Below are 22,726 nucleotides of genomic sequence, written 5' to 3' on the forward strand. Positions count from 1 at the left end.
GCGCGGTCAGGCCGTCGGCAGCCAGCCCACCTTGCCCGCGAGGAGGGCGTAGCCGACGAACGCCCCGATGTCGAGCAGGGAGTGCGCGACGACCAGCGGGCCGACGCGCCCCCAGCGGCGGTACAGCCAGACGAACACCACGCCCATGGCCACGTTGCCGAGGAAGCCGCCGATGCCCTGGTAGAGGTGGTACGAGCCGCGCAGGACCGCGCCGGCCAGCAGGGCGGCGCCCGGGCCCCAGCCCAACTGGCCCAGCCTGCGCAGCAGATAGCCGACGACGATGACCTCTTCGAGGACCGCGTTCTGCACCGCCGACAGGATGAGCACCGGGTACTTCCACCAGACGTCCGGCAGTGCCTCGGGTACGACGGTGAGGTTGAAGCCGAGGCCGCGGGCGGCCAGGTAGAAGGCGATGCCGGTGCTGCCGATGACGGCCGCGACCCCGGCGCCCCTGGCCAGGTCGGGCCAGGGGCGGGTGCGGTCGAACCCGAGGACGCGCAGGCTCGCGCCCTCGCGCAGCAGCAGGTGGGCGACGAGGGCCACGGGGACCAGCGCGGTGGCGATGCCGAAGAGCTGCCAGGCCAGGTCCAGCCAGGGGCGGCCCGGCGCGGCGGAGGCGTTGAGGGTGGCCGCCTGGTCCTTGAGGCCGCCCGGTTTGGTGACCGAGCCGATGAAGCTGATCAGCGCGGACACCCCGCTCGCCCCGAGGGAGAGCGCCAGCACGAGCAGCGTCTCGTCCCGCAGCGTCCGCCGCGGGTCGCGTGCCCGCGCCGGGGAATCGGCCACCGTGTCAGCCTCCACCTGCACTCCCGCCTCCAGCCGGCTCATGGGCCCGTGGCCCACCTTCGCCTGGCAAGGATCGCAGAAGCGCACCCTGGCCCCGCACACCAGCCCGTGCCCGAACGCGTGCGCTTTCCGTGTGCCTCTTCCTTCTTGTGCGTCTCGCGTCCTGCCCTCACCCCAGCGGTACCGGCTCCGGCAAGCCCACCGGCCAGGTGTGGACCGGTTCCCCGCCGTGCATCAGCTCGGCGTACCGGCGGGTCGTCGCCGCCAGGGCCGCCTCGCGGGACAGGCCCCTCTCCAGCGCCCGGTGGAAGGTGGCCGCCTGCCAGGACGCCCCGTTGACCCGGCGGCGGCAGCGTTCCTCGATCACGCCCAGGTAGAGGTCCCGGTCGGCGGCCTCCACGCCCCACGCGTCCAGCCCGGCCGCGGCGAGCGGCAGCAACTCGTCGCGGACCAGTGTCACCGCGTCGACCTCGCCCGTGCCGCCGTAGCGTCCCCGCCGGGGCCAGACGAAGCGGGCGTCGATCCCGTACCGGCAGGCCGCGTCGAAGTTCGCCTCGGCCGCGGCGAACGGCAGCCGTGTCCACACCGGCCGGGACTCCTCGGCGAGCGCCCGGACCAGGCCGTAGTAGAAGGCCGCGTTGGCGATGACGTCGGTGATGGTCGGCCCGGCGGGCAGCACCCGGTTCTCCACGCGCAGATGCGGCAGGCCGTCCGCGATGCCGTACACCGGCCGGTTCCAGCGGTAGACCGTGCCGTTGTGCAGCACGAGTTCGCCGAGCCGGGGCACTCCGCCGGCCTCGATGATCTCCAGCGGTTCCTCGTCGTCGCAGATCGGCAGCAGCGCCGGGAAGTAACGCAGGTTCTCCTCGAACAGGTCGTACGCCGAGGAGATCCATCGCTCGCCGAACCAGGTCCGCGGCCGGACGCCCTGTGCCTGCAACTCGGGCGGCCGGGTGTCGGTGGACTGCTGGAACAGCGGGGGCCGGGACTCGCGCCACAGTTCGTGCCCGAAGAGGAACGGCGAGTTGGCGCCCATGGCGATCTGCGCGGCGCTCGCCGCCTGGGCCGCGTTCCACACGTCCGCGAACCGGGCCGGGGTGACCTGGAGGTGCAGCTGCACCGAGGTGCACGCGGCCTCGGGCACGATCGACTTGGACGTGCAGACGAGGTGTTCCACGCCGTCGATGTCGAGCCGGAAGTCCTCGCCGCGGGCGGCGACGATCTGGTCGTTGAGGAGGGTGTAGCGGTCGACCTCGGAGAGGTTGGAGGAGACCAGGTCGTCCCGGTCGAGGGTGGGCAGGATGCCGATCATCACGATGCCGGCGTCCACCTCGCCGGCCTTGCGGTCGGCGTAGGCGAGCGAGGTGCGCAGTTCCTCGGCGAGCCGGTCGAACACCCGCCCGCCCAGCCGGTGGGGCGCTATGTTCACTTCAAGGTTGAACATGGCGAGTTCTGTTTGGAAATCACGGCTCGCTATGCGTTCCAGTACCTCACCGTTCAACATTTTCGGCATACCGTCGGGCCCGGCGAGATTCAATTCTATCTCCACCCCCATGAGATTCTTGGGGCGGTCGAATCGCTTCTCCCGCAGCAATCGCTCCAGTCCCGTCAGACACTTCTGGAGCTTTTCGCGATAGCGCTGGCGATCGGACAGGTCGAACTGCCCCGCCGCGACCTTTTCCCCCATCGAAGTGTCCCTCCTCGGATGGGCGGGCCGGCGCTCCGGCCGCCAGGCTCCCGGTCAGGGGGGATGATGCCCAGCCGAAGCGATCGATAACGTCCTGTCCCGGCCCGCCGCCGGTTACTCTGTCGGAATGTTCCCGGCGGCACATTCACGAGGCATGCCGCAGGGTGCACCCTCGGGTGCCCCGAACTCCTCGTGAAAAACGCCGACGACATCCGGCCGACCGCTACCGATGCGTAATGCGAGGTCAGCGGTGACCGGCCGGCCCGGAAACCGGGATGAGTTCGGCAAATCGACGACCTAATTCATTCTTGCCTCCGGAACCGAAGTCGGATAGCCGAAACATCGGCCGAACAAACGTCGTATAAACTTCGTGCGCACGGCAGAGGTGGCACCCTCGGTCCTGGTTGCCGAGGCGTTACCGCCGTCCCGGTTGACGGGGGGCGGGCCGAGCCACACCCTCGTTCACACCCGACCCGGGCCCCACCTCTCCGGCCTTCCGTGAGCAGACAGCGCCGTCCGCCCCACCCCCTCCTCGCGCCGCCGCGCCTGTCGAATGAGAGGCGACCCACATGCCGCTGCACCTTCCCCCTGCCCCCGCGCCCGCCCTGCGCTCCGTCCTCACCGCCCTCGGCTCTCCCACCGCGGTCCGTGAGGCGCGCACCCCTTCCCTGCGCGCCGCGCAGGGGCCCGCGACCCCCGAACTCCCGTTGCCGGTCCATGTGTGGGACCGCATCTCCGAACAAGGCCTGTCCGCGACCCGGCTGGCCGGCTGGCGCTTCCTGATCCGGTGCGGCGATCGCGCGGTGGCCGCGGCCGACACCATGCTCACCCCCGACGGCTGGGCCTTCTCGCACTTCTTCGAAGGCCCGTACATCGCCTCCACCGAACGCGCCCTGAAGCAGGCCGATGCGCTCCAACTCCCGTACCAGCCGAGACTGTTGTCCGTTCCCGGCCTGTACATGCTCACCCTGTGGCTGCACGGCGACCACTCCGGCGACGGCACCGAGGGCCATCCGGCCGCCACCGATCTGCTCGTCCCGCTGGCCCCGGCCCCGCCCGGCATTCCGGCCCACCGTCCCTTCCGTGTCGCCGAGTTGCTTCCGGTCCTGACCCAGCGGGCGACTCCTCTCCCGCTGCTCGGCCCGACCGCGCTCGGCTCACCCGCCGCCTGACCGACACCCGCCTACCCCGCTTCCCGCCCGGGAAGCGGGGTAGAGCTGTTTCCGGAGCCCGGCCGCGGCCGTGCCCGGAGCCCTGGTGCGGCCGTGGCCAGAGCCCGGGTGCGGGCGCTCCGGGCATCCCCGCCGACGTGAACTAGTCCCTTCCGGCCACTGCAAACCACCCGAAGTGACCGTGGGGTTGGGCTGAACCGCCCGCGCGGGTGACGCGTCATGAACCTGTGAGAAGCGGTGGTGGGAAAACCCTGCGGAATGAGACGCAGGAGAGAACACTGGATGTACAGACCGACTCTTTCATCACGGGGGACGGACATGATCACGACAGAGCGAAAGATCCCGCCCATGTGCCAGCACCAGCCGCCGTGCCCGCCAGCCGAATCCGCCGACCGGGAGTCCGCCCGCCTCGTGGCGCACCACCCGGAGCAGGGCTGGAGCCTGCTGTGCAACGGCGTCCTGCTCTTCGAGGACACCGGTGAGCTGCTGCCCGACGGCCGCATCATCGCCCCGCACCGCCCGCTCGGAGCGGAGCAGGTGATGACCGCCGCCTGAGCAGGCACGGCAACCCAGGGGCCGGCCGCACACACCCGTGCGCACCGGCCCCGACGCATGCCGGGACACTCCTCGCGGGAGCCCCGGCGCCGTCCGGCTGGCCGGAGCCCCGGTCCGGGGATGGGTTGGAGACAACGGGCCTCAGCAGGCGGGCACCCCGCTCGTGCCGCACCGGGTCCCAGCCCAGGTGCCTTCGGGCCCGCCCTGAGCCGGACCGGTGTCATGTTCGACCGCGCGCGTCCGGGGCCGAGCCGCGCCGGGCCCCGGCGATACGGACCCGTCAAGAAAGGCCGTCCGGCCGTCAGGGCGCCGTCAACGCAGGGCACTGCGGGCCGCCCGCGGGTCTACCGTTTTCCCCATGGAGCACCGCGACGACACCCGCCCCCTGGCGATCGGCCGGCACCTGTCCGGCACCGCTGCCGTGGCGTACGACCGCGACTGGGCCGGGGAGGTACGCGGCGCGGTCCGCTACGCCACCGCGCTGCTCGGGCTGTCGCTGTGTCTGGACGGGGCGGCCGGCTCGCTGACCTGGTGGCGCGGTGTCCTGTGGCTGGTGACGGCCCTGCTGCTGTTCCTCGTCCTGTACCCGGCGCGCGTGTCGGCCGGCCAGGGCTGGCTGGCCTCCCGCCGCCTGGGGCGCACCCGCCGGGTCCGTACGGATCTGCTGATCGCGGTACGCCCGCTGGACGGCGTCAGCCGCCGGCTGGTGCTGCGCGACGCCCTGGGCCACCGGGTCGAGATCGACCCCGAGGTACTGGTCCGCAACCCGGACCTGTGGTACCGGCTCGACGAGGGTGCCCGGCGCGCCGAGACCGCCGGCATCCTGCTGACCGGTACGACCGCCCTGCACACCCTCGCCCGCCGTGTGAACCGCGAGACCGCGCTGGGTGTGTTCCGCGCGTCGGGCATGGAGTAGCGGCTTCCGGTCCGGGCAGCGGCGGCTGCGGGCATCGCGGGCCTGGCGCCCATCGGCCTCCAGAACCACGGGAACCTCAAACACCACAGGACTGGAGAGCCCGCTCCGGTGACGGTGGTGCGTGCCATGGCCCCGCCCGCACCGACGGCCGTCCGGATGCCGTAGGCCCGGCCGCCCGCTCCGGCAACGGTCCGGATGCCATACCCCACGCCGCATGACACCGACCAGCCTCACCCACCAGGCGCGCCCCGGCCCCCGTAGGCCATGACACCCGGCGCGCCCCAGCCCGCGTACGCCCCTCGTACACCCTTCGTACGCCATGACACTCGGTGGCCGTCGCCCAGTCGCCTCGGGCGGCCCCGGCCTCAGGTCACCCACTCGGCGCCGGCTCGGGCGTACCGGCCCCGGCCTCCCCTTCTTCATGCGCCCCGGCGTTCGCGGGCCATTCTTAACGCAAGCTTGACGCCGTCGGCCCGACGATCCGCAGGCCCGAACGTCACTCTCTGCATACGCTGGTGCCGCCGTCCGGGTAATGGCCGGAAAGAGCCGCCGTACGTCAGGAGCACAGCGATGGCCACGACCGAACGCCCTCCCAGTACCGGCCGCCTGCGCGCCTGGATGCTGGAGGGGCTGTCCGACCTGGCCAAGCAGCATCCGGGCCCGCACGCCGAGCCGGAGCCCGCCCACAAGGGCCAGCGCTGGTGGCGGGTGATGTGTCTGACCGGCGTCGACTACTTCTCCACCCTCGGTTACCAGCCGGGCATCGCGGCCCTGGCGGCCGGCCTGCTGTCCCCGGTGGCCACCATCGTGCTGGTCGTCGTCACGCTGGCCGGCGCCCTGCCGGTCTACCGGCGCGTGGCCGAGGAGAGCCCGCGCGGCGAGGGGTCCATCGCGATGCTGGAGCGGCTGCTCTCCTTCTGGAAGGGCAAGCTGTTCGTCCTCACCCTGCTGGGCTTCGCGGCGACCGACTTCCTGATCACCATCACGCTCTCGGCCGCCGACGCCTCCACCCACCTGGTGGAGAACCCGCATCTGACGCAAGCCCTCCAGGGCAAGCAGATGCTGATCACCCTGTTCCTGGTGGCGCTGCTCGGCGCGGTGTTCCTCAAGGGCTTCCTGGAGGCCATCGGCGTCGCCGTCGCCCTGGTCGGCGTCTATCTCCTGCTCAACCTCGTCGTCGTGATCACCGGCCTGTGGCACGTCGTCACCGCCGGGCATGTGATCACCGACTGGAGCGGTGCCCTGACCGAGGAGCACGGCAACGTCTTCGTGATGATCGGCGTGGCGCTGATCGTCTTCCCGAAACTCGCCCTCGGCCTGTCCGGCTTCGAGACCGGCGTCGCCGTCATGCCGCACGTCCAGGGCGACCCGGGTGACACCGACGAGCGGCCGGCCGGCCGGATCCGGGACACCAAGAAGCTGCTGACCACCGCCGCGCTGGTGATGAGCTGCTTCCTGATCACCACCAGCTTCATCACGACGCTGCTCATCCCGGAGCGGGAGTTCAAGCCGGGCGGCGACGCCAACGGCCGCGCGCTCGCCTATCTCGCGCACGAGTACCTCGGCAACGCCTTCGGCACGGTGTACGACGTCTCGACGATCGCCATCCTGTGGTTCGCGGGCGCCTCCGCCATGGCCGGACTGCTCAACCTGATGCCGCGCTACCTGCCCCGCTACGGCATGGCCCCGCACTGGGCCCGGGCGGTACGCCCGATGGTCGTCGTCTTCACCCTGGTCGCCTTCCTGGTGACGTGGATCTTCGACGCCAACGTCGACAAGCAGGGCGGCGCCTACGCCACCGGTGTGCTGGTGCTGATCAGCTCCGCCGCGATCGCGGTGACCATCGCCGCGCGCAAGGCGGGCCAGCGCGGCTGGACCCTGGCGTTCGGGGCGATCTCGGCGGTGTTCCTCTACACGACCGTGGTGAACGTCATCGAGCGTCCGGACGGTGTGAAGATCGGTGCCTGCTTCATCGTCGGGATCATGCTGATATCGCTGCTGTCCCGGCTGGCCCGCGCCTTCGAGCTGCGCGTGACCCACGTGACGCTCGACCCGATGGCGGAGCGGTTCGTCCGGGACATGGCCCACCGGCGCATCCGTTTCATCGCCAACAAGCCGGGGCGGCGGGACCAGGCCGAGTACCGGGACAAGGCCGAGCAGATCAGGGCCGACAACGACATGCCGGAGCAGGAGGACTTCGTCTTCGTCGAGGTCACGGTCACCGACCCGTCCGAGTTCGAGGCGGGGCTGGCCGTGCGCGGCGAGGTGCTGCACGACCGCTACCGGGTGCTGACGCTGGAGTCCTCCTCCATCCCGAACGCCCTCGCCGCGCTGCTGCTGCACGTCCGGGACGCCACGGGCCGCACCCCGCACATCTACTTCGAGTGGACCGAGGGCAATCCGTTCGCCAACTTCCTCCGTTTCTTCCTCTTCGGCCAGGGCGAGGTCGCCCCGGTCACCCGTGAGGTGCTGCGCGTGGCGGAACCGGACCGGGAACGCCGCCCGCGGGTACACACCGGCTGAGTCGGCCATCGGGCCCGCACGGCATGCCCCCCGGCATCCGCTATATCGCGTTATACCCCTGCGGTCGGCCCCGAACACACGCTTCCCGGCGCTTGCCCCTATCGTGACCGGCATGCAGTCCTACACGATCGGCCAGGCCGCGCGGCTGCTCGGCGTCAGCCCCGACACCGCCCGCCGCTGGGCCGACGCCGGCCGGGTGGCCACCCACCGCGACGAGTCCGGGCGCCGGCTCATCGACGGCAGGGACCTCGCCGCGTTCTCCGTCGAACTCGCCAAGGGTGACAGCGGCGAGGAAGAGGCCTCGTACACCTCCGTCCGCAACGCCTTCCCCGGCATCGTCACCGCGATCAAGCTCGGCGACGTCGCCGCCCAGGTGGAGATCCAGGCGGGCCCGCACCGGCTGGTCTCGCTGCTGACCCGGGAAGCCGTGGAGGAACTGGGCCTGGAGGTCGGCATGGAGGCCACCGCGCGCGTGAAGTCGACGAACGTGCACATCGACCGCGTCTGACCGGCCCGAGCACCGGGGCCACTCCCCTGCCACCACCGCCCCGGCCACGCCGCCGACACCCACGCCGTACGAACGCACATGCAAGCTACAAACCCCGTACTCCCGGCTCATGCGAAGCGACAGGAGACTTCTGCCTCGTAGATGCGGCAGTATCATCGCCGCACGGCCGATCAACGGACGTGCCAGGGCGCGACCGTTGTCCAAGAACCGAGGAGTCGATCCGTGATGACCCGTTCCGTGCGCCGGACCCGGCGGATGCTGCGACTGGCCGGTGCCGGAGCCGCCGCCGCGCTGGCCCTGAGCGCCTGTTCCTCCTCATCGGACTCATCGGACTCGTCCGGGGAGTCCGGCTCCACGGGCGCGTCGGCTTCCCCGAAGCTGTCCGGCACGGTCACCGTGTTCGCCGCCGCCTCCCTGAAGGAGGGCTTCACGACCCTGGGCGAGGAGTTCGAGCACCGGCACCCCGGGACCAAGGTCAGCTTCAGCTTCGGCGGCAGCGACACCCTTGCCGCGAGCATCACCGGCGGCGCCCCCGCCGACGTCTTCGCCGCCGCCAGCGCCAAGACGATGAAGACCGTGACGGACGCGGGAGCGGCGTCCGGCACCCCGGTCACCTTCGTGCGCAACCAGCTGGAGATCGCCACCCGGCCGGGCAACCCCGCGAAGGTGTCCTCCCTGAAGGACCTCACCAAGTCCGGGCTGAAGGTCGTCCTGTGCGACAAGACCGTGCCCTGCGGCTCCGCCGCGCGCAAGGCCCTGGACGCCGCCAAGGTCAAGCTCACCCCGGTCTCCTACGAGCAGGACGTCAAGAGCGCCCTGAACAAGGTGGAACTGGACGAGGCGGACGCCGCGGTCGTCTACAAGACCGATGTGAAGGCCGCGAAGGGCAAGGTGCAGGGCGTGGAGTTCCCCGAGTCCGCCGGCGCCGTCAACGACTACCCGATCACCGTGCTGAAGAACGGGCGGAACGCCGAGGCGGCCCAGGCGTTCATCGCCCTCGTGCGGTCCGCCGACGGCCAGAAGGTGCTGGGCGAGGCCGGGTTCCTCAAGCCGTGACCTCGCCCGACAAGCCCGGCGTCGCGGCCGGCCGCCGCACGGGCCGGCCGCGACGCCGCCGCGCCGGCGCGGGGGGCCGCCGCGGGGTGCCGTTGCCGCTGCTGCTGCCGGGCCTGCTGGCGCTGGCGTTCCTGCTGCTGCCGCTGCTCGCGCTGCTCGTCCGCGCGCCCTGGCGCTCCTTGCCGGATCAGCTGGGCAGCACCGAGGTGTGGCAGGCGCTCCAGCTGTCGCTGATCAGTGCCACCGCGGCGACCGCCGTGAGCCTCGTCCTCGGCGTGCCGCTGGCCTGGCTGCTGGCCCGTACGGACTTCCCCGGCCGTGGCCTGGTACGGGCCCTGGTCACCCTGCCGCTGGTGCTGCCGCCGGTCGTCGGCGGTGTGGCGCTGCTGCTGGCCCTGGGCCGCAACGGGGTCGTCGGGCGGTGGCTGGACGCGTGGTTCGGGGTCACGCTGCCGTTCACCACCACCGGGGTCGTGATCGCGGAGGCGTTCGTGGCGATGCCGTTCCTGGTGATCAGCGTCGAGGGCACCCTGCGCGCCGCCGACCCGCGCTACGAGGAGGCGGCCACCACGCTCGGCGCGTCCCGCTTCACCGCGTTCCGCCGGGTCACGCTGCCGCTGATCGCGCCCGGCATCGCGGCCGGCGCGGTGCTGGCCTGGGCGCGGGCGCTCGGCGAGTTCGGCGCGACGATCACCTTCGCGGGCAACTTCCCCGGCCGCACGCAGACCATGCCCCTCTCGGTCTACCTCGCCCTCCAGAACGACCCGGAGGCCGCCATCGCCCTCAGCCTCGTGCTGCTCACCGTGTCGATCGCGGTCCTGGCAGCCCTCAGGGACCGCTGGATGACAACCCCATGACCCACACCGACCCCCACCCCGACAAGCAACCCGCCAACAGCGCCACTCCCGCCCCGCCCGAGCCCGCACGCCCATCCGGACCCGCACCGGCCGATGTCGCTCCGCCCCCGGCCGCCGGCCTCGACGCCCGCCTCGTGGTCGACCGCCCCGGCTTCCGTCTGGACATCACCCTGACGGCCGCCCCCGGCGAGGTCGTGGCACTCCTCGGCCCCAACGGCGCCGGCAAGACCACCGCCCTGCGCGCCCTCGCGGGCCTCGCCCCGCTCACGGACGGCCACCTGCACCTGGACGGCACCCCCCTGGAGCACACGCCCCCCGAGTCCCGTCCGGTCGGTGTCGTCTTCCAGGACTACCTGCTCTTCCCCCACCTGTCCGCCCTGGACAACGTCGCCTTCGGCCCCCGCTGCCAGGGCGTGGGCAAGGCCGAGGCCCGCACCCAGGCGGCGGCCTGGCTGGACCGCATGGGCCTCGCCGACCACGCGGCCACCAAGCCACGCCGGCTGTCCGGCGGCCAGGCCCAGCGCGTGGCCCTCGCCCGCGCCCTCGCCACCCGCCCCCGCCTGCTGCTCCTGGACGAGCCGCTGGCGGCCCTGGACGCCCGTACCCGCCTGGAGGTCCGCGCCGGGCTCCGCCGCCATCTGGCCGAGTTCGAGGCGGTCTCCGTACTGGTCACGCACGACCCGCTGGACGCCATGGTGCTCGCGGACCGCCTGGTGGTCGTGGAGCACGGCCGGGTCGTACAGCAGGGCGCCCCCGCCGACATCGCCCGGCACCCGCGCACCGACTACATCGCCCGGCTCGTCGGCCTCAACCTCTACCGGGGACAGGCCGCGGGGCACACCGTACGGCTCGACGCCGGGCCGGCGGTCACGACGACGGAGGAGCTGTCCGGGCCGGCCTTCGTGGCGTTTCCGCCGTCCGCCGTGACCCTGTTCCGGGACCGGCCCTCCGGCGTGAGCGCCCGCAACCTGTGGCGCTGCGAGGTCAGCGGCCTGGAGACGCACGGCGACCGGATCCGCGCCGACCTCACCGGCGAACTCCCGCTCGCCGCGGACCTGACGACGGTGGCCGCCGCCGAACTGGACCTGCGCCCCGGTACACCGGTCTGGGCGACGGTGAAGGCGACCCAGACCCACGCATACCCGGCCTGACCGGACCCGCGCCCTACGGTGGGTGCCCATGACCCTGAGCATCCGCAACCAGCTGCCCGGCACCGTCACCGAGGTCCACGCAGGCCAGGTCATGGCCACCGTCGAGGTCCGGCTGGACGGCGGCCCGCACCTGCTGGCCGCCATCACCCTGGAGGCCGCCGAGCAGCTCTCCCTCGCGCCCGGCCGGCCCGTGCACGCCCTGGTCAAGTCCACCGAGGTCGCCCTCGCCGCACGCCAGGCCGAGGGGCTGTCCATCCGCAACCGGTTCCCCGGCACCGTCACCGAGGTCCGCCCGGGCGAGGTCATGGCCTCCGTGAAGATCGCCACGGCCGTCGGCGAACTCACCGCCGTCATCACCACGGACGCGGTCGCCGACCTCGGCCTCTTCGTGGGCTCGGAGGTCATCGCCCTGATCAAGGCGACCGAGGTCGCACTGTCGGCCCCTTAGACATCGTTTCAGCGGCGGAAGAGGCCCCGCCCGGTGGAACCTGGCGTTCCGGGCGGGGCCTCTCAAGCAGCGGTTCGCTCAGTCCTCGTAAGCGTCCAGCGGCGGGCAGGAGCACACCAGGTTGCGGTCGCCGAAGGCCTGGTCGATGCGGCGCACCGGCGGCCAGTACTTGTCGGCGGCCGAGCCGCCGGCCGGGAAGACGGCCTGCTCACGGCTGTAGGCGTGCGCCCACTCGCCGCCGAGCGCCGCCGCGGTGTGCGGGGCGTTCCGCAGCGGGTTGTCCTCCGCGGGCCACTCGCCCGAGCCGACCTTCTCGATCTCCGCGCGGATGGCGATCATCGCGTCGCAGAAACGGTCCAGCTCGGTGATGTCCTCCGACTCGGTCGGCTCGATCATCAGCGTGCCGGCCACCGGGAAGGACATGGTCGGCGCGTGGAAGCCGTAGTCGATCAGGCGCTTGGCGACATCGTCCACGCTCACGCCGGTCGCCTTGGTGATCGGGCGCAGGTCGATGATGCACTCGTGCGCGACCAGGCCGCCGGGGCCGGTGTAGAGCACCGGGTAGTGCGGCTCCAGGCGCTTGGCGATGTAGTTCGCCGACAGCACGGCCACCTGGGTGGCCCGCTTCAGGCCCTCGCCGCCCATCAGCCGGACGTACGCCCAGGAGATGGGCAGGATGCCCGCGCTGCCCCACGGGGCCGCCGAGATCGGGCCCACGCCCGTCTCCGGGCCGGCCTCCGGCTGGAGCGGGTGGTTCGGCAGGTACGGCGCGAGGTGCGACCGGACCGCGACCGGGCCGACGCCCGGACCGCCGCCGCCGTGCGGGATGCAGAAGGTCTTGTGCAGGTTCAGGTGGGAGACGTCACCGCCGAAGTGGCCCGGCTTGGCGAGGCCGACGAGCGCGTTGAGGTTGGCGCCGTCGACGTACACCTGACCGCCGGCCTCGTGGACCTGGGCGCAGATGTCGGCGACGTGCTCCTCGAACACGCCGTGCGTGGACGGGTAGGTGATCATCAGCACGGCCAGCTCGTCGCGGTGCTGCTCGATCTTGGCGCGCAGGTCCTCGACGTCGATCTCGCCGTCCTCGGCGGTCTTGACGACGACGACCTTCATGCCGGCCATCACGGCGCTGGCGGCGTTGGTGCCGTGCGCGGAGGACGGGATCAGGCAGACGGTGCGCCGGTCGTCGCCGTTGGCGCGGTGGTAGCCGCGGACGGCGAGCAGACCGGCCAGCTCGCCCTGGGAGCCGGCGTTCGGCTGGAGGGAGACCTTGTCGTAGCCGGTGACCTCGGCGAGACGGTCCTCCAGCTCGCGGATGAGGGTGAGGTAGCCCTGCGCCTGCTCGGCGGGCGCGAAGGGGTGCAGCTGCCCGAACTCGGGCCAGGTGACCGGCTCCATCTCCGTGGTCGCGTTGAGCTTCATGGTGCAGGAGCCCAGCGGGATCATGCCGCGGTCGAGCGCGTAGTCGCGGTCGGCGAGCCTGCGCAGGTAGCGCAGCATGGCGGTCTCGGAGCGGTGCTGGTGGAAGACCGGGTGGGTGAGGTAGTCGTCGGTGCGCAGCAGCGCCTCGGGCAGGGCGTCCTCGGCGGTCGCGTCCAGCGCCTCGATGTCGGCGTCGACGCCGAAGGCGGACCAGACAGCGTCCAGCCCGGCCCGGTCGGTGGTCTCGTCGCAGGCCATGGAGACGTGGTCGGCGTCGACCAGCCGCAGGTTGACGCCCTTGTCCCGGGCGGCGGCGGCGATCCCGGCGGCGTTGCCGGGCACGCGCGCGGTGACCGTGTCGAAGAAGGCGCCGTGGACGATCTCGACACCGGCGGCCTTCAGGCCCTCGGCGAGGAGGGTGGCGTAGCGGTGCGTGCGCCGCGCGATGGTCCTCAGGCCCTCGGGCCCGTGGTAGACGGCGTACATGCCGGCCATGACGGCGAGCAGCACCTGTGCGGTACAGATGTTGCTGGTGGCCTTCTCACGGCGGATGTGCTGCTCACGGGTCTGCAGTGCGAGCCGGTAGGCCTTGTGGCCGTCGGCGTCGACGGAGACGCCGACCAAGCGGCCGGGCAGGCTGCGCGCGAACTTCTCGTGTACGGCCATGTAGCCGGCGTGCGGACCGCCGAAGCCCATGGGCACGCCGAAGCGCTGGGTGGTGCCCACGGCGATGTCCGCGCCCAGCTCGCCCGGCGAGGTCAGCAGGGTCAGGGCGAGCAGGTCGGCGGCCACCGTCACCAGGGCGCCCAGCTCGTGCGCCTGGTCGATGACGGGCTTGAGGTCCCGTACGGCACCGGAGGCGCCCGGGTACTGGAGCAGCACGCCGTTGATCTCGCGCTCGGCGATCTCCGCCGGAATGCCTGCGGACAGGTCGGCGACGACGACCTCCACGCCGGTCGGCTCGGCGCGGGTCTCGATCACGGCGATGGTCTGCGGCAGCGTGTCCGCGTCGACCAGGAACAGGCCCTTCTTGTTCTTGCCCATACGCCGGGACAGGGCCATCGCCTCGGCGGCGGCCGTGCCCTCGTCCAGCAGGGAGGCGCCGGAGGTGGGCAGCCCGGTCAGCTCGGCGACCATCGTCTGGAAGTTCAGCAGGGCCTCCAGACGGCCCTGGGAGATCTCCGGCTGGTACGGCGTGTAGGCCGTGTACCAGGCGGGGTTCTCCATCACGTTGCGCAGGATGACGGGCGGGGTGAAGGTGCCGTAGTAGCCCAGGCCGATCATGGAGCGCAGGACCTGGTTGCGGTCGGCGAGCGAGCGCAGTTCGGCGAGCACCTCGGCCTCGGTGCGGGCGCCCGGCAGGTCCAGGGAGTCGGCGTTCTTGATCACATCCGGGACCGCGGCGGCGGTCAGCTCGTCCAGCGAGCCGTATCCGACCTGCGCGAGCATCTTGGCCCGCGCCTCCTGGTCGGGTCCGATGTGGCGCTGCTCGAACGGGGTGCCCGCTTCGAGTTCGGAGAGCGGAATGCGATGGGCGGTCATTGCGGAGGCCTCCTGGTCTGACGCGACCTGCGAGGGGCACCCCGGCGCGGGTACCCCGACGGCCTCCCCCTCTGTCATCTGCACCTGAGAGCTTCACCGGACGCCCGCGGGCGCCGGCTTTCACCGTCGGTGAGGGCAGGAGCCGTCGACGCCCGCCCTGCTTTCCAGAGTGACCTCGTCCGTGCGGTACGTGAGCCTGAGAGATTCCGGGGAGGAGTTGCTCCTTCGGCGCCCCCGAGGTGGTCGGAGGACTCTCCCGCGCGGGGTCAGCAGCCGCTGTCAGCCTACCAGCGAGGTCAATGGGGCAGCCTTCGAGTGGCCGCCTCCTCCAATGTGCTCTTTCGTAGTGCTTACGGATGAGTTGCGACCACGTGGAGGGAGAGGGACCGTGCAGACCGACATCGATCCGCGCAGCCTGATCGGCCGCAAGGCGTTCGACCGCAAGGGCACCAAGATCGGCACCATCGACGAGGTGTACCTGGACGACGCGACCGGCGTGCCCGAGTGGGCGGCCATACGCACCGGCCTGTTCTCCCGGGACGCCTTCGTGCCCCTGGAACCCAGCGAACTCGTCGACGGCACCCTGCGCGTCCCCTACGACCGCGCCCTGATCAAGGACGCCCCCGGCTTCGGCGTGGGCCGCCACCTCTCTCCCGAGCAGGAACTCCAGCTCTACCACCACTACGGTCTCGACACGGCCTCCCCTCCCCCGCTCCCGGACCACGACTTCGGCAGACTGGCGGGCTCGGAGGAAACCTGACCCCCCGGCCCCTCCCACCCACGCCCCTCCTCCCTATCCCGAGCACCTTGCCGAGCCCGGTCCGCTCCCAGCACGGGGCGCCTCCCCCGATCACCGCTCTCTCCTGGGACGCGGCCCTTTTCGAGCGCACGGACGCCGTCAGGGGCACGGCCGTCCTCGGGGGCGGGGGACTCGCCGAGGACCCGGACCCCATTCAGGGCAAGGGACTCGTCCTGCCCGCCGGAGTCTTCCCGGTCCCGGGACCCCTCCCGGCCCCGGGACTCCTCCCGGCCCCGGCACTCTTCCGGGGTCCGGGGCGGAGCCCCGTGTCGGCCGCTGTCGGGCGGGGTCCCGGGACGGGCGGGCGGGTGGGAAAGGGCCGCGACCAACGGCAACGGATCCGCAGACGCCAGCGCGGGATCGTCGGCGAAAAACGTCCGCACACGCCCCGGTTCCGACTGAGGCGTCTCGAACCGTACCGTCACCCTCCCCAGCCCGCTCCCCTGCACCCAGCCGGGCCCGTACTCGGCGTGCCGCACATCCTGCCCGGCCCGCCAGTGCCGCTCCGCGGCTTCCGGCTGCTCCGCCTCCGCCTCGACGGCGGCCTCCTCCGGCTCCTCCACCACCCGCACCGGCATGGCCTGCGCGAACAGGTCCTCCTGGGTGTAGTCGGCGAGCCCGGACACCCCGACCCCGAGCAGCCGCACCCCGCCGGTGGTGTCCACGGAGTCCAGCAGCCGCGCCGCCGCCTCACGGATGACGGCGGGATCGTCCGTGGGCCCTCTGAGCGTCTCGGAACGAGTCAGGGTCGAGAAGTCGTACCGCCGCACCTTGAGCACGATGGTCCGCCCGGACAACCCGGCCCCGCGCAGCCGCCGCACACACCGGTCGGCCAGCCTCTGCACCTCCAGGCCGACCCGCACCCGGTCGTGGATGTCCACGTCGTACGTGTCCTCCACCGACACCGACTTGGCCTCCCGCTCGGCCACCACCGGCCGCTCGTCCCGGGCGTGCGCCATCGCGTACAACGCCTGCCCGTGCGCCCTGCCGAGCAGCCGGACCAGCTCGTCCTCGCCCGCCTCGGCCAGCTCCCGCACCGTGGTGATCCCGGCTCTGCGCAGATGGTCCCCGGTGGCCGGCCCGACCCCCGGGAGCGTCCGCACCGGCATGGGCGCCAGCATGTCCCGCTCGGTGCCCGGCTCGATCAGCACGAGTCCGTCGGGTTTGGCCTGCTCGGAGGCGATCTTCGCGAGCATCTTGGAGGCGGCGAGCCCCACCGAACCGGTGAGCCCGGTGACCGCGCGGATGTCCGCCCGCAGCTTCTCCCCGGCCCGGCGCGCCGACTCCTCGTCCCAGGCCGCTCCCCCGGCCTCCAGGTCCACGAACGCCTCGTCCAGGCTCAGCGGCTCCACCAGCGGCGACAGCTCCCGCAGCAGCGCCATCACCTGCTCGCTGATCGCCCGGTACAGGGTGAAGCGCGGCACCAGATAGGCGGCGTTGGGTGCCAGCCGACGCGCCTGCGCCATGGGCATCGCCGAGTGGACCCCGAACACCCGTGCCTCGTACGACGCGGTGGCCACCACACCACGCGGTCCGAGCCCGCCCACGACGACCGCCTTCCCGCGCAGGCTCGGCTTGGACGCCTGCTCCACCGCGGCGAAGAAGGCATCCATGTCGAGGTGCAGGATCGTGGGCGCGTTTCTCACATCTCCGATGCTGCACCACACCACTGACAACGCGGTGGCACAGGGACACCCCTCGGCGGAACCGGCCGGTGCGGGCCGCCCGGTCGCGACCGCCGGGCGCCTGAACGCGACGCGCCGACCGCCCGGACATGGGTGGATCGGACCGGCCCGTTACACGGACGCGTCAGACCGCCCGGTTGCGCCGCCGCGCCAGCTCGTCCGCGGGGTTGTGCCCGACGAGTGTCTCGCCGGTGTCGATGCGCTCACCGTGCAGCTGGGAGAGCGCGCTTTCCACGTCCCGCCACACCACACCGACGGCGATTCCGAAGATGCCCTGACCGCCCTGGAGCAGGGCGTGGACCTCGTCCGGCGAGGAGCACTCGTACACGGTGGCGCCGTCGCTCATCAGGGTCATCCGCTCCAGGTCACGGAAACCGCGTTCCCGGAGGTGCTGCACGGCCGTGCGGATGTTCTGCAAGGACACACCCGTGTCCAGAAAGCGCTTGACGATCTTCAGGACGACGACGTCCCGGAAGCTGTACAGCCGCTGAGTGCCCGACCCGTAGGCGGGCCGCACGCTGGGCTCGACCAGGCCGGTGCGGGCCCAGTAGTCCAGCTGTCGGTACGTGATGCCGGCGGCAGCGCAGGCCGTGGGCCCGCGATAGCCGATCTGCTCGGACGTCATGGACGCCACCCCTCCGCCGTTCGGCACCGCCGTCGGCAGCTGCGGAGCGTGCTCCACGGCGCCGCCGGGATGGGCATGTCCCCCGCCTGAGCGCAGCCGCGAACTCGGGGGCGGGTACGGACCGCTCTCCCCGAAACCGCGTCCCGGAGCACCCCCGACCGTACCGTCGCCGCTGGTTCTCACGCCGACCTCCGTCCTTGACCTGCCTTCTCGACGGTAGGCAGTCACCAGGGGTGCGTCAACGATCGCCACACTCGGCACGCCGAGTGATAATCACCCTAGGAGTGGTTTCCCGTGCCCCACCGCGGGGAAAGGCTAGCCGAATGCGCTCGCGGCGAGCCGTAGGACGCCCATTCCGCCGCGGACATGTGCCAGGGCGCCGGCCGCGCCGAAGCCATCGGCCTCGCCGGGCAGAACCCCTGGTCCGACGGGCCGGCCGGGCCGCTCACTGGCTGCTGGTGCCGAAGTCCTCGGGGGAGATCTGGTCCAGGAACTCCCGGAACTTCTCCACCTCGTCCTCCTGCTCGTCGGGAATGGCGATGCCCGCGTCGTCCAGCACCGTGTCACTGCCGTAGATCGGCGTACCGGTGCGCAGAGCCAGCGCTATGGCATCGGAGGGGCGGGCGCTGACCTCGACCCCACTGGCGAACACCAGCTCCGCGTAGAAGACACCTTCTCGCAGATCGGTGATGCGCACCTCGGTCAGCTCCTGGCCGACGGCCTCCAGCACGTCCTTGAACAGGTCGTGGGTCAGCGGTCGCGCGGGGGCCATGCCCTGCTGGGCGAAGGCGATCGCCGTCGCCTCCCCCGGCCCGATCCAGATGGGGAGATAGCGGTCGCCCCCCACTTCGCGCAGGAGCACGATCGGTTGGTTGGAGGGCATTTCGACCCGGACACCTACGACATCGAGCTCGTTCACACAGCAACCCTAGGCCGTGCCCGGGACGTTTGGGTAGTCGGGCCGGGAACAGGTGCCCGATCCGGCCGCCCGAGGGCCCCGTTTCACGGGATTCGCACCCCGAGAGCGGTCTTCACCAGGGCCGCGTGCAGCTTCATGGTGAGGTCCGCCAGCTCCTTCGTACGGGCCTCGGCGTGCGCCCGGGTCTGCGGGTTGCGGTGGCGCTTGAGCGGGGCGACGATCTGGTCGACCAGGCCCGCCTCTCGGTCCGCGGCGGCCTTCATCACCCTGAGGTGGCGCGGCTCGATCCCGAACCGGCCCAGTTCGGCGACCAGCGCGGCCACCGTGACGGCCTCGGCGTCGTACGCCCCGTCCTCCAGCGGAGCGATGAGCCCGTAGGACTCCCACTCCTTCAGCTCGCCCTCGTCGATGTCCGCCGCGGCCAGCAGCTCGGCCCTGCCCACCCTGGCCACCGTGGGGCCCTCCACGGCCGCGGCGGCGTCCTGCGCGGTGCGCTGGCGCCCGACCAGGGGCAGCGGGACGGCCTCGCCCCGCTCCATGGCGTCCAGGTGCTCCCGGATCACCTTGAGCGGCAGATAGTGGTCCCGCTGCATCCGCAGGATGTGGCCGAGACGCTCGACGTCCCCGGCGCTGAACTTGCGGTACCCCGACGGGGTCCGCCGCGGCTCGACGAGCCCCTCCGACTCCAGGAAGCGGATCTTGGAGATGGTGACTTCGGGGAACTCGTCGCGCAGCACGTTCAGCACCGTGCCGATGCTCATCAGCCCACTGTCCCTGGCGGCGGTACCGCTTCCGGCACCGCCGCTCGGTGTTTGAAGCATGGACCTTCCCTCTGGGGTTCCCCCGGACACCGTCCGGGGGCGGGTCAGTAGCCCTGCCGGCTCGCGTAGAACACCAGCCGGTACTTGCCGATCTGCACCTCGTCACCGTTCGACAGGGCGACCTGGTCGATGCGCTCGCGGTTGACGTACGTGCCGTTCAGGCTGCCCACGTCGGCCACCGTGAAGGAGCCGTCCGGGGAGCGCCGGAACTCCACGTGCCGCCGGGAGACCGTCACGTCGTCCAGGAAGATGTCGCTCTGCGGGTGCCGGCCGGCCGTCGTCAGATCACCGTCCAGCAGGAAGCGGCTGCCCGAGTTCGGCCCCCGGCGCACGACGAGCAGCGCCGAGCCCGGCGGCAGCGCGTCCACCGCGGCCTGCGCCTCCGGGGAGAGCATCGGCAGCGGCGTCTGGCCGGTCGCCTCGGAGTCGTACGCCTCCAGCCCGGAGATCGAGATCGTGGACGTCGTCTCGGAGGCCCGCTCCGGCGTCAGCCCGGGACGCAGCGGCGCCCCGCAGTGGGAACAGAACCGCGCGTTCTCCGGATTGCGGTTACCGCACCTCGTACACACCAGGACCGACATCGACGGATCCTCCTGCCGCGGCTGCCCCGCCGGGGCATTGGACGCGTACGGGCCGGAGGCGAACCCTCCACCCGTACCTGAGGTTGACGGTTGCCCGAAACCTATGCCGCCGGACTGGGCAGGGTCAACTGACGCCGCGCCCTGACCTCCCTGAATGTCACCGCCCGGACCAGCGACCTGGTCCCGGAACAGCGGGCGCTGGCCCTCCGCGTCAGGCTGTGCGCGATGGCGAGCGGTCGCGTTGTCGCTGCCCTCTCGCGCGCTCTTGCCGAACAACTTCGCAAACAACTTCACGGGCGATTCCCCTTGACCGAAACAGACCCGCCCGTGGGGCAGGACGAACCCTGATTGCCTACACCGGCCGAGCCGGACATTCTCACAACGTCCGTATCCACCAGACAGTTTCCACCACGCACCACCCCTTCGGTGCGCCGACCCCCCGCAACCTCATGCCCTTGCCCGACGGCACCCATGCACCGCCGGTTCACTGGGAGGACGACCGAGCGTAGTCAGGCCGCTCCGCCCGCCGCAAGGCGTCCACGACGATCTTGTCCGACCGTTCGACGGTCACCGTGGCCTGCTCTTTCTCCAGAGTCTGCACCACACCTCCAGGGATGTTCAGCGCCGGCTCCAAGTCCTGCGGCTTGCCGATGACCCTGAAACGATACGGCGCGTTGATCTTGTTCCCGTCGACGCTGACACTCCTGTCGGAGTCGGCGAAGTACGTTCCCGCGACCACCCGGACCCCGTTGACCTGGATCGCCTCCGCGCCGGCCGCGCGCAACTCCTGGATCGCGTCGAGCAGCATGTCCGCCTTGACCGTCCCCTTCGTGTCCTCGATCGTCATGGTGATGCCGGGACCCTGTGCCGCCACGGTGCCCGCCAGGATGCCGAGTTGCCTCGCCTTCTCGGCGGTCTGCCGGCGCGCCTCCGCCGCCTGGTCGGAGCTGCTCTGCAGTTCCTGACGCTGTTTTTCGAGTCCCTGCTTCTCGTCCTCAAGACGCTGAGTACGCGAATCCAGTTCATCGAGGATACGTACAAGATCTTCTTGACGTGCGCCGCGCAGCGCGCTGTCGGTGTCGCTGTTCGACGCCACCTGCACGGCCAGGCCGAAGCCGAGGCCGAACAGCAGCACGGCGACGATGAGTTGCGCCCGGGTGAAACGCGGCGGCCACAGGCCCTTGACGAGCCGCTGCCGGCCCGTCAGTGGCTGCGGGGGCCGCTCCTCGGCCCCCGGGCCGGTTCCGGGCGCGGGCACCGGCACCTCGGCCGGCAGCTCCCTGCGCAGCCGGTTCCCCGGCCGGTCGTCCCGGTCGCCGTGGGCGTTCTGTCCGTCTCCGATGGTGCGCTCGTTCTGGTCGCTCATGGAGGTCACGCCCGGAACACGTGCCGGCGGATCGCCGCCGCGTTGGAGAAGATCCGGATGCCCAGGACGACCACCACGCCCGTGGACAGCTGCGCGCCCACGCCCAACTTGTCTCCCAGGAACACGATGAGGGCGGCGACGACCACGTTCGACAGGAACGACACCACGAAGACCTTGTCGTCGAAGATGCCGTCCAGCATGGCCCGCAGACCGCCGAAGACGGCGTCCAGCGCGGCGACGACGGCGATCGGCAGATACGGCTCGACGACCGCCGGAACCTCGGGCCGGACCAACAGGCCGGCCACGACTCCCACGACGAGGCCCAGTACGGCGATCACGATGTGCCCTTCCCGGTCTTCTCGAGCTTCGGCTGTGCTGTACGTACGATCACACTGGGAGCGGCGGGCAACCGGACCTCGCCCTCCGTCGAAATGGTGGCGCGGATGCCGTAGTTCTCCTCCAGGGCATGCAGATACAGGCCGTCGGCGCTGTTCTGGAACCTGGTGCTCAACCTCTGCCCGTCCCCCACCGCCAGCACCGTGTACGGCGGCACCAGCGGCCTGTTGTCGACCAGTATCGCGTCACCCGCGGCCCTGATCGCGGACAGGGCGGTCAGCCGCTGCCCGTTGACGGAGACCGCCTCGGCCCCGGACGCCCACAGTCCGTTGACCACGCGCTGCATGTCCCGGTCCCGGACCCGGCCGGTATCGGAGAAGCCCGACGTCTCCCGGGGGTTGGCGCCGTCCCCGCCGCCGGCGGCCTCCTTGGCGTCGTTCACGACGAGTCTGACGCCGGGGCCGTGCACCGCGGTGGCGCCCGACAGCAGGCCCACCAGATCCGCCTCGGCGCTGCCGCCACTCGACTTCAGGGCCGCCCGCCGACGTGCGTCGACGTCGTCGCGCAGCTTGTCGACGGTGCTCTCCAGCCGGTCCGCGTCCGCGGTCTCGCTGTCGACGCGATCGATCAGCTCCTGGCGCTCCTTGGCCACCACGGGCGCCGACACCCGCGCCTGGGCCGCCCCCACGGTCACCACCAGGGCCGCGAGGACCAGCCCCGCGGCCAGGCCCAGCTTGGCCCGCAGGGTCTTGGGCAGACCGCCCTCGCCCGCGGACTTCCGCCGGGCGGCGGCCTCGGCGTATCCGTCGTCGAGGCTGTGGTCCATGACGTTGGTGATCAACGACATGGAGGCGTCCGGGCGCTGCGGCCGCGCGGGGCTGCTCCGAACGGGGGGTTGCTGCGGCATGCCGCACATCGTCGCATGTCGCGAGCAGTACCTCCGAACGGCCCCACCGGCGTGCCGGACAGGC

At 71.6% G+C, this 22,726-nt stretch carries 20 protein-coding genes, 1 pseudogene and 1 riboswitch; of the genes and pseudogenes, 10 read left to right on the forward strand and 11 right to left on the reverse strand.

From position 1 onward, the window contains the following. Positions 1 to 6: 6 nt before the first annotated feature. Positions 7 to 807, reverse strand: a complete 801-nt coding sequence (locus tag Srubr_RS04320) for a CPBP family intramembrane glutamic endopeptidase (RefSeq protein ID WP_189998676.1) — start codon at positions 805 to 807, stop codon at positions 7 to 9. A gap of 148 nt (positions 808 to 955) precedes the next feature. Further along, positions 956 to 2,473 (reverse strand): glutamate--cysteine ligase, encoded by a 1,518-nt coding sequence (locus tag Srubr_RS04325; RefSeq protein ID WP_189998635.1) that lies wholly within the window; start codon positions 2,471 to 2,473, stop codon positions 956 to 958. 569 nt (positions 2,474 to 3,042) lie between these two features. Between Srubr_RS04325 and Srubr_RS04330 the strand changes: the two genes are divergently transcribed. The 9 genes from Srubr_RS04330 to Srubr_RS04370 all read left to right on the forward strand — a co-directional run bounded on the left by Srubr_RS04330 (position 3,043) and on the right by Srubr_RS04370 (position 11,659). After that, complete coding sequence (locus tag Srubr_RS04330; RefSeq protein ID WP_189998637.1) at positions 3,043 to 3,645, forward strand: hypothetical protein; 603 nt, start codon at positions 3,043 to 3,045, stop codon at positions 3,643 to 3,645. A 348-nt stretch (positions 3,646 to 3,993) separates the two neighbouring features. Next, complete coding sequence (locus tag Srubr_RS04335; RefSeq protein ID WP_030603474.1) at positions 3,994 to 4,200, forward strand: DUF5999 family protein; 207 nt, start codon at positions 3,994 to 3,996, stop codon at positions 4,198 to 4,200. Between the two features lie 358 nt (positions 4,201 to 4,558). Continuing rightward, complete coding sequence (locus Srubr_RS04340) at positions 4,559 to 5,116, forward strand: hypothetical protein (RefSeq protein ID WP_189998638.1); 558 nt, start codon at positions 4,559 to 4,561, stop codon at positions 5,114 to 5,116. A 570-nt stretch (positions 5,117 to 5,686) separates the two neighbouring features. Further along, positions 5,687 to 7,639 carry an APC family permease gene (locus Srubr_RS04345; RefSeq protein ID WP_189998640.1) on the forward strand — a complete coding sequence of 651 codons (1,953 nt, stop codon included), beginning with the start codon at positions 5,687 to 5,689 and terminating at the stop codon, positions 7,637 to 7,639. A 112-nt stretch (positions 7,640 to 7,751) separates the two neighbouring features. Further along, positions 7,752 to 8,147: a TOBE domain-containing protein gene (locus tag Srubr_RS04350; RefSeq protein WP_189998642.1), complete on the forward strand. Its 396-nt coding sequence runs from the start codon at positions 7,752 to 7,754 to the stop codon at positions 8,145 to 8,147. Between the two features lie 225 nt (positions 8,148 to 8,372). After that, positions 8,373 to 9,203 (forward strand): molybdate ABC transporter substrate-binding protein, encoded by an 831-nt coding sequence (modA, locus tag Srubr_RS04355; protein ID WP_189998644.1) that lies wholly within the window; start codon positions 8,373 to 8,375, stop codon positions 9,201 to 9,203. Further along, positions 9,200 to 10,060, forward strand: coding sequence for a molybdate ABC transporter permease subunit (gene modB / locus Srubr_RS04360; protein WP_189998646.1), 861 nt, complete (start codon positions 9,200 to 9,202; stop codon positions 10,058 to 10,060). Before modA ends, modB begins: the two co-directional genes overlap by 4 nt. Next, entirely contained in the window at positions 10,057 to 11,211 is a 1,155-nt protein-coding gene (locus tag Srubr_RS04365) for an ABC transporter ATP-binding protein (RefSeq protein WP_189998649.1), read from the forward strand. The genes modB and Srubr_RS04365 overlap by 4 nt, the downstream gene beginning before the upstream one ends. A 28-nt stretch (positions 11,212 to 11,239) precedes the next feature. Continuing rightward, complete coding sequence (locus tag Srubr_RS04370) at positions 11,240 to 11,659, forward strand: TOBE domain-containing protein (RefSeq protein ID WP_189998651.1); 420 nt, start codon at positions 11,240 to 11,242, stop codon at positions 11,657 to 11,659. Positions 11,660 to 11,737: 78 nt separating this feature from the next. On the opposite strand, the gene gcvP is transcribed toward Srubr_RS04370, so the two are convergent. After that, a complete protein-coding gene (gene gcvP / locus Srubr_RS04375; protein WP_189998653.1) occupies positions 11,738 to 14,623 on the reverse strand; it encodes an aminomethyl-transferring glycine dehydrogenase in 2,886 nt (961 codons plus the stop codon). 174 nt (positions 14,624 to 14,797) lie between these two features. Next, a riboswitch (glycine riboswitch) is annotated at positions 14,798 to 14,892 on the reverse strand. Between the two features lie 119 nt (positions 14,893 to 15,011). On the opposite strand from gcvP, the gene Srubr_RS04380 reads away from it, so the two are divergent. Then, positions 15,012 to 15,383, forward strand: a complete 372-nt coding sequence (locus Srubr_RS04380; RefSeq protein ID WP_189998655.1) for a PRC-barrel domain-containing protein — start codon at positions 15,012 to 15,014, stop codon at positions 15,381 to 15,383. Positions 15,384 to 15,703: 320 nt separating this feature from the next. Here the strand turns inward: Srubr_RS04380 and Srubr_RS04385 are convergent. From Srubr_RS04385 to Srubr_RS04420, 8 genes and pseudogenes are all read right to left on the reverse strand, one after another. Next, positions 15,704 to 17,068 (reverse strand): annotated as a pseudogene (locus Srubr_RS04385) (DNA polymerase IV); the annotation flags it as partial. 163 nt (positions 17,069 to 17,231) lie between these two features. Continuing rightward, complete coding sequence (locus Srubr_RS04390; RefSeq protein ID WP_181793755.1) at positions 17,232 to 17,915, reverse strand: MerR family transcriptional regulator; 684 nt, start codon at positions 17,913 to 17,915, stop codon at positions 17,232 to 17,234. Positions 17,916 to 18,177: 262 nt separating this feature from the next. Continuing rightward, positions 18,178 to 18,651: a bifunctional nuclease family protein gene (locus tag Srubr_RS04395; protein WP_026253112.1), complete on the reverse strand. Its 474-nt coding sequence runs from the start codon at positions 18,649 to 18,651 to the stop codon at positions 18,178 to 18,180. Positions 18,652 to 18,734: 83 nt separating this feature from the next. Next, positions 18,735 to 19,472, reverse strand: coding sequence for a transcriptional regulator FtsR (gene ftsR, locus Srubr_RS04400; protein WP_189998657.1), 738 nt, complete (start codon positions 19,470 to 19,472; stop codon positions 18,735 to 18,737). A gap of 44 nt (positions 19,473 to 19,516) precedes the next feature. After that, positions 19,517 to 20,347 carry an FHA domain-containing protein gene (locus tag Srubr_RS04405; RefSeq protein ID WP_189998659.1) on the reverse strand — a complete coding sequence of 277 codons (831 nt, stop codon included), beginning with the start codon at positions 20,345 to 20,347 and terminating at the stop codon, positions 19,517 to 19,519. Positions 20,348 to 20,537: 190 nt separating this feature from the next. Beyond that, positions 20,538 to 21,419: a DUF881 domain-containing protein gene (locus tag Srubr_RS04410; RefSeq protein WP_189998661.1), complete on the reverse strand. Its 882-nt coding sequence runs from the start codon at positions 21,417 to 21,419 to the stop codon at positions 20,538 to 20,540. 5 nt (positions 21,420 to 21,424) lie between these two features. Then, on the reverse strand, positions 21,425 to 21,757 hold the full coding sequence (locus Srubr_RS04415; protein ID WP_003988855.1) for a small basic family protein: 333 nt from the start codon (positions 21,755 to 21,757) through the stop codon (positions 21,425 to 21,427). Then, positions 21,754 to 22,671: a DUF881 domain-containing protein gene (locus Srubr_RS04420; RefSeq protein WP_189998663.1), complete on the reverse strand. Its 918-nt coding sequence runs from the start codon at positions 22,669 to 22,671 to the stop codon at positions 21,754 to 21,756. The genes Srubr_RS04415 and Srubr_RS04420 overlap by 4 nt, the downstream gene beginning before the upstream one ends. Positions 22,672 to 22,726: the final 55 nt, after the last annotated feature.

Origin of the sequence: Streptomyces rubradiris (assembly GCF_016860525.1) — a bacterium.
GTDB lineage: Bacteria > Actinomycetota > Actinomycetes > Streptomycetales > Streptomycetaceae > Streptomyces > Streptomyces rubradiris.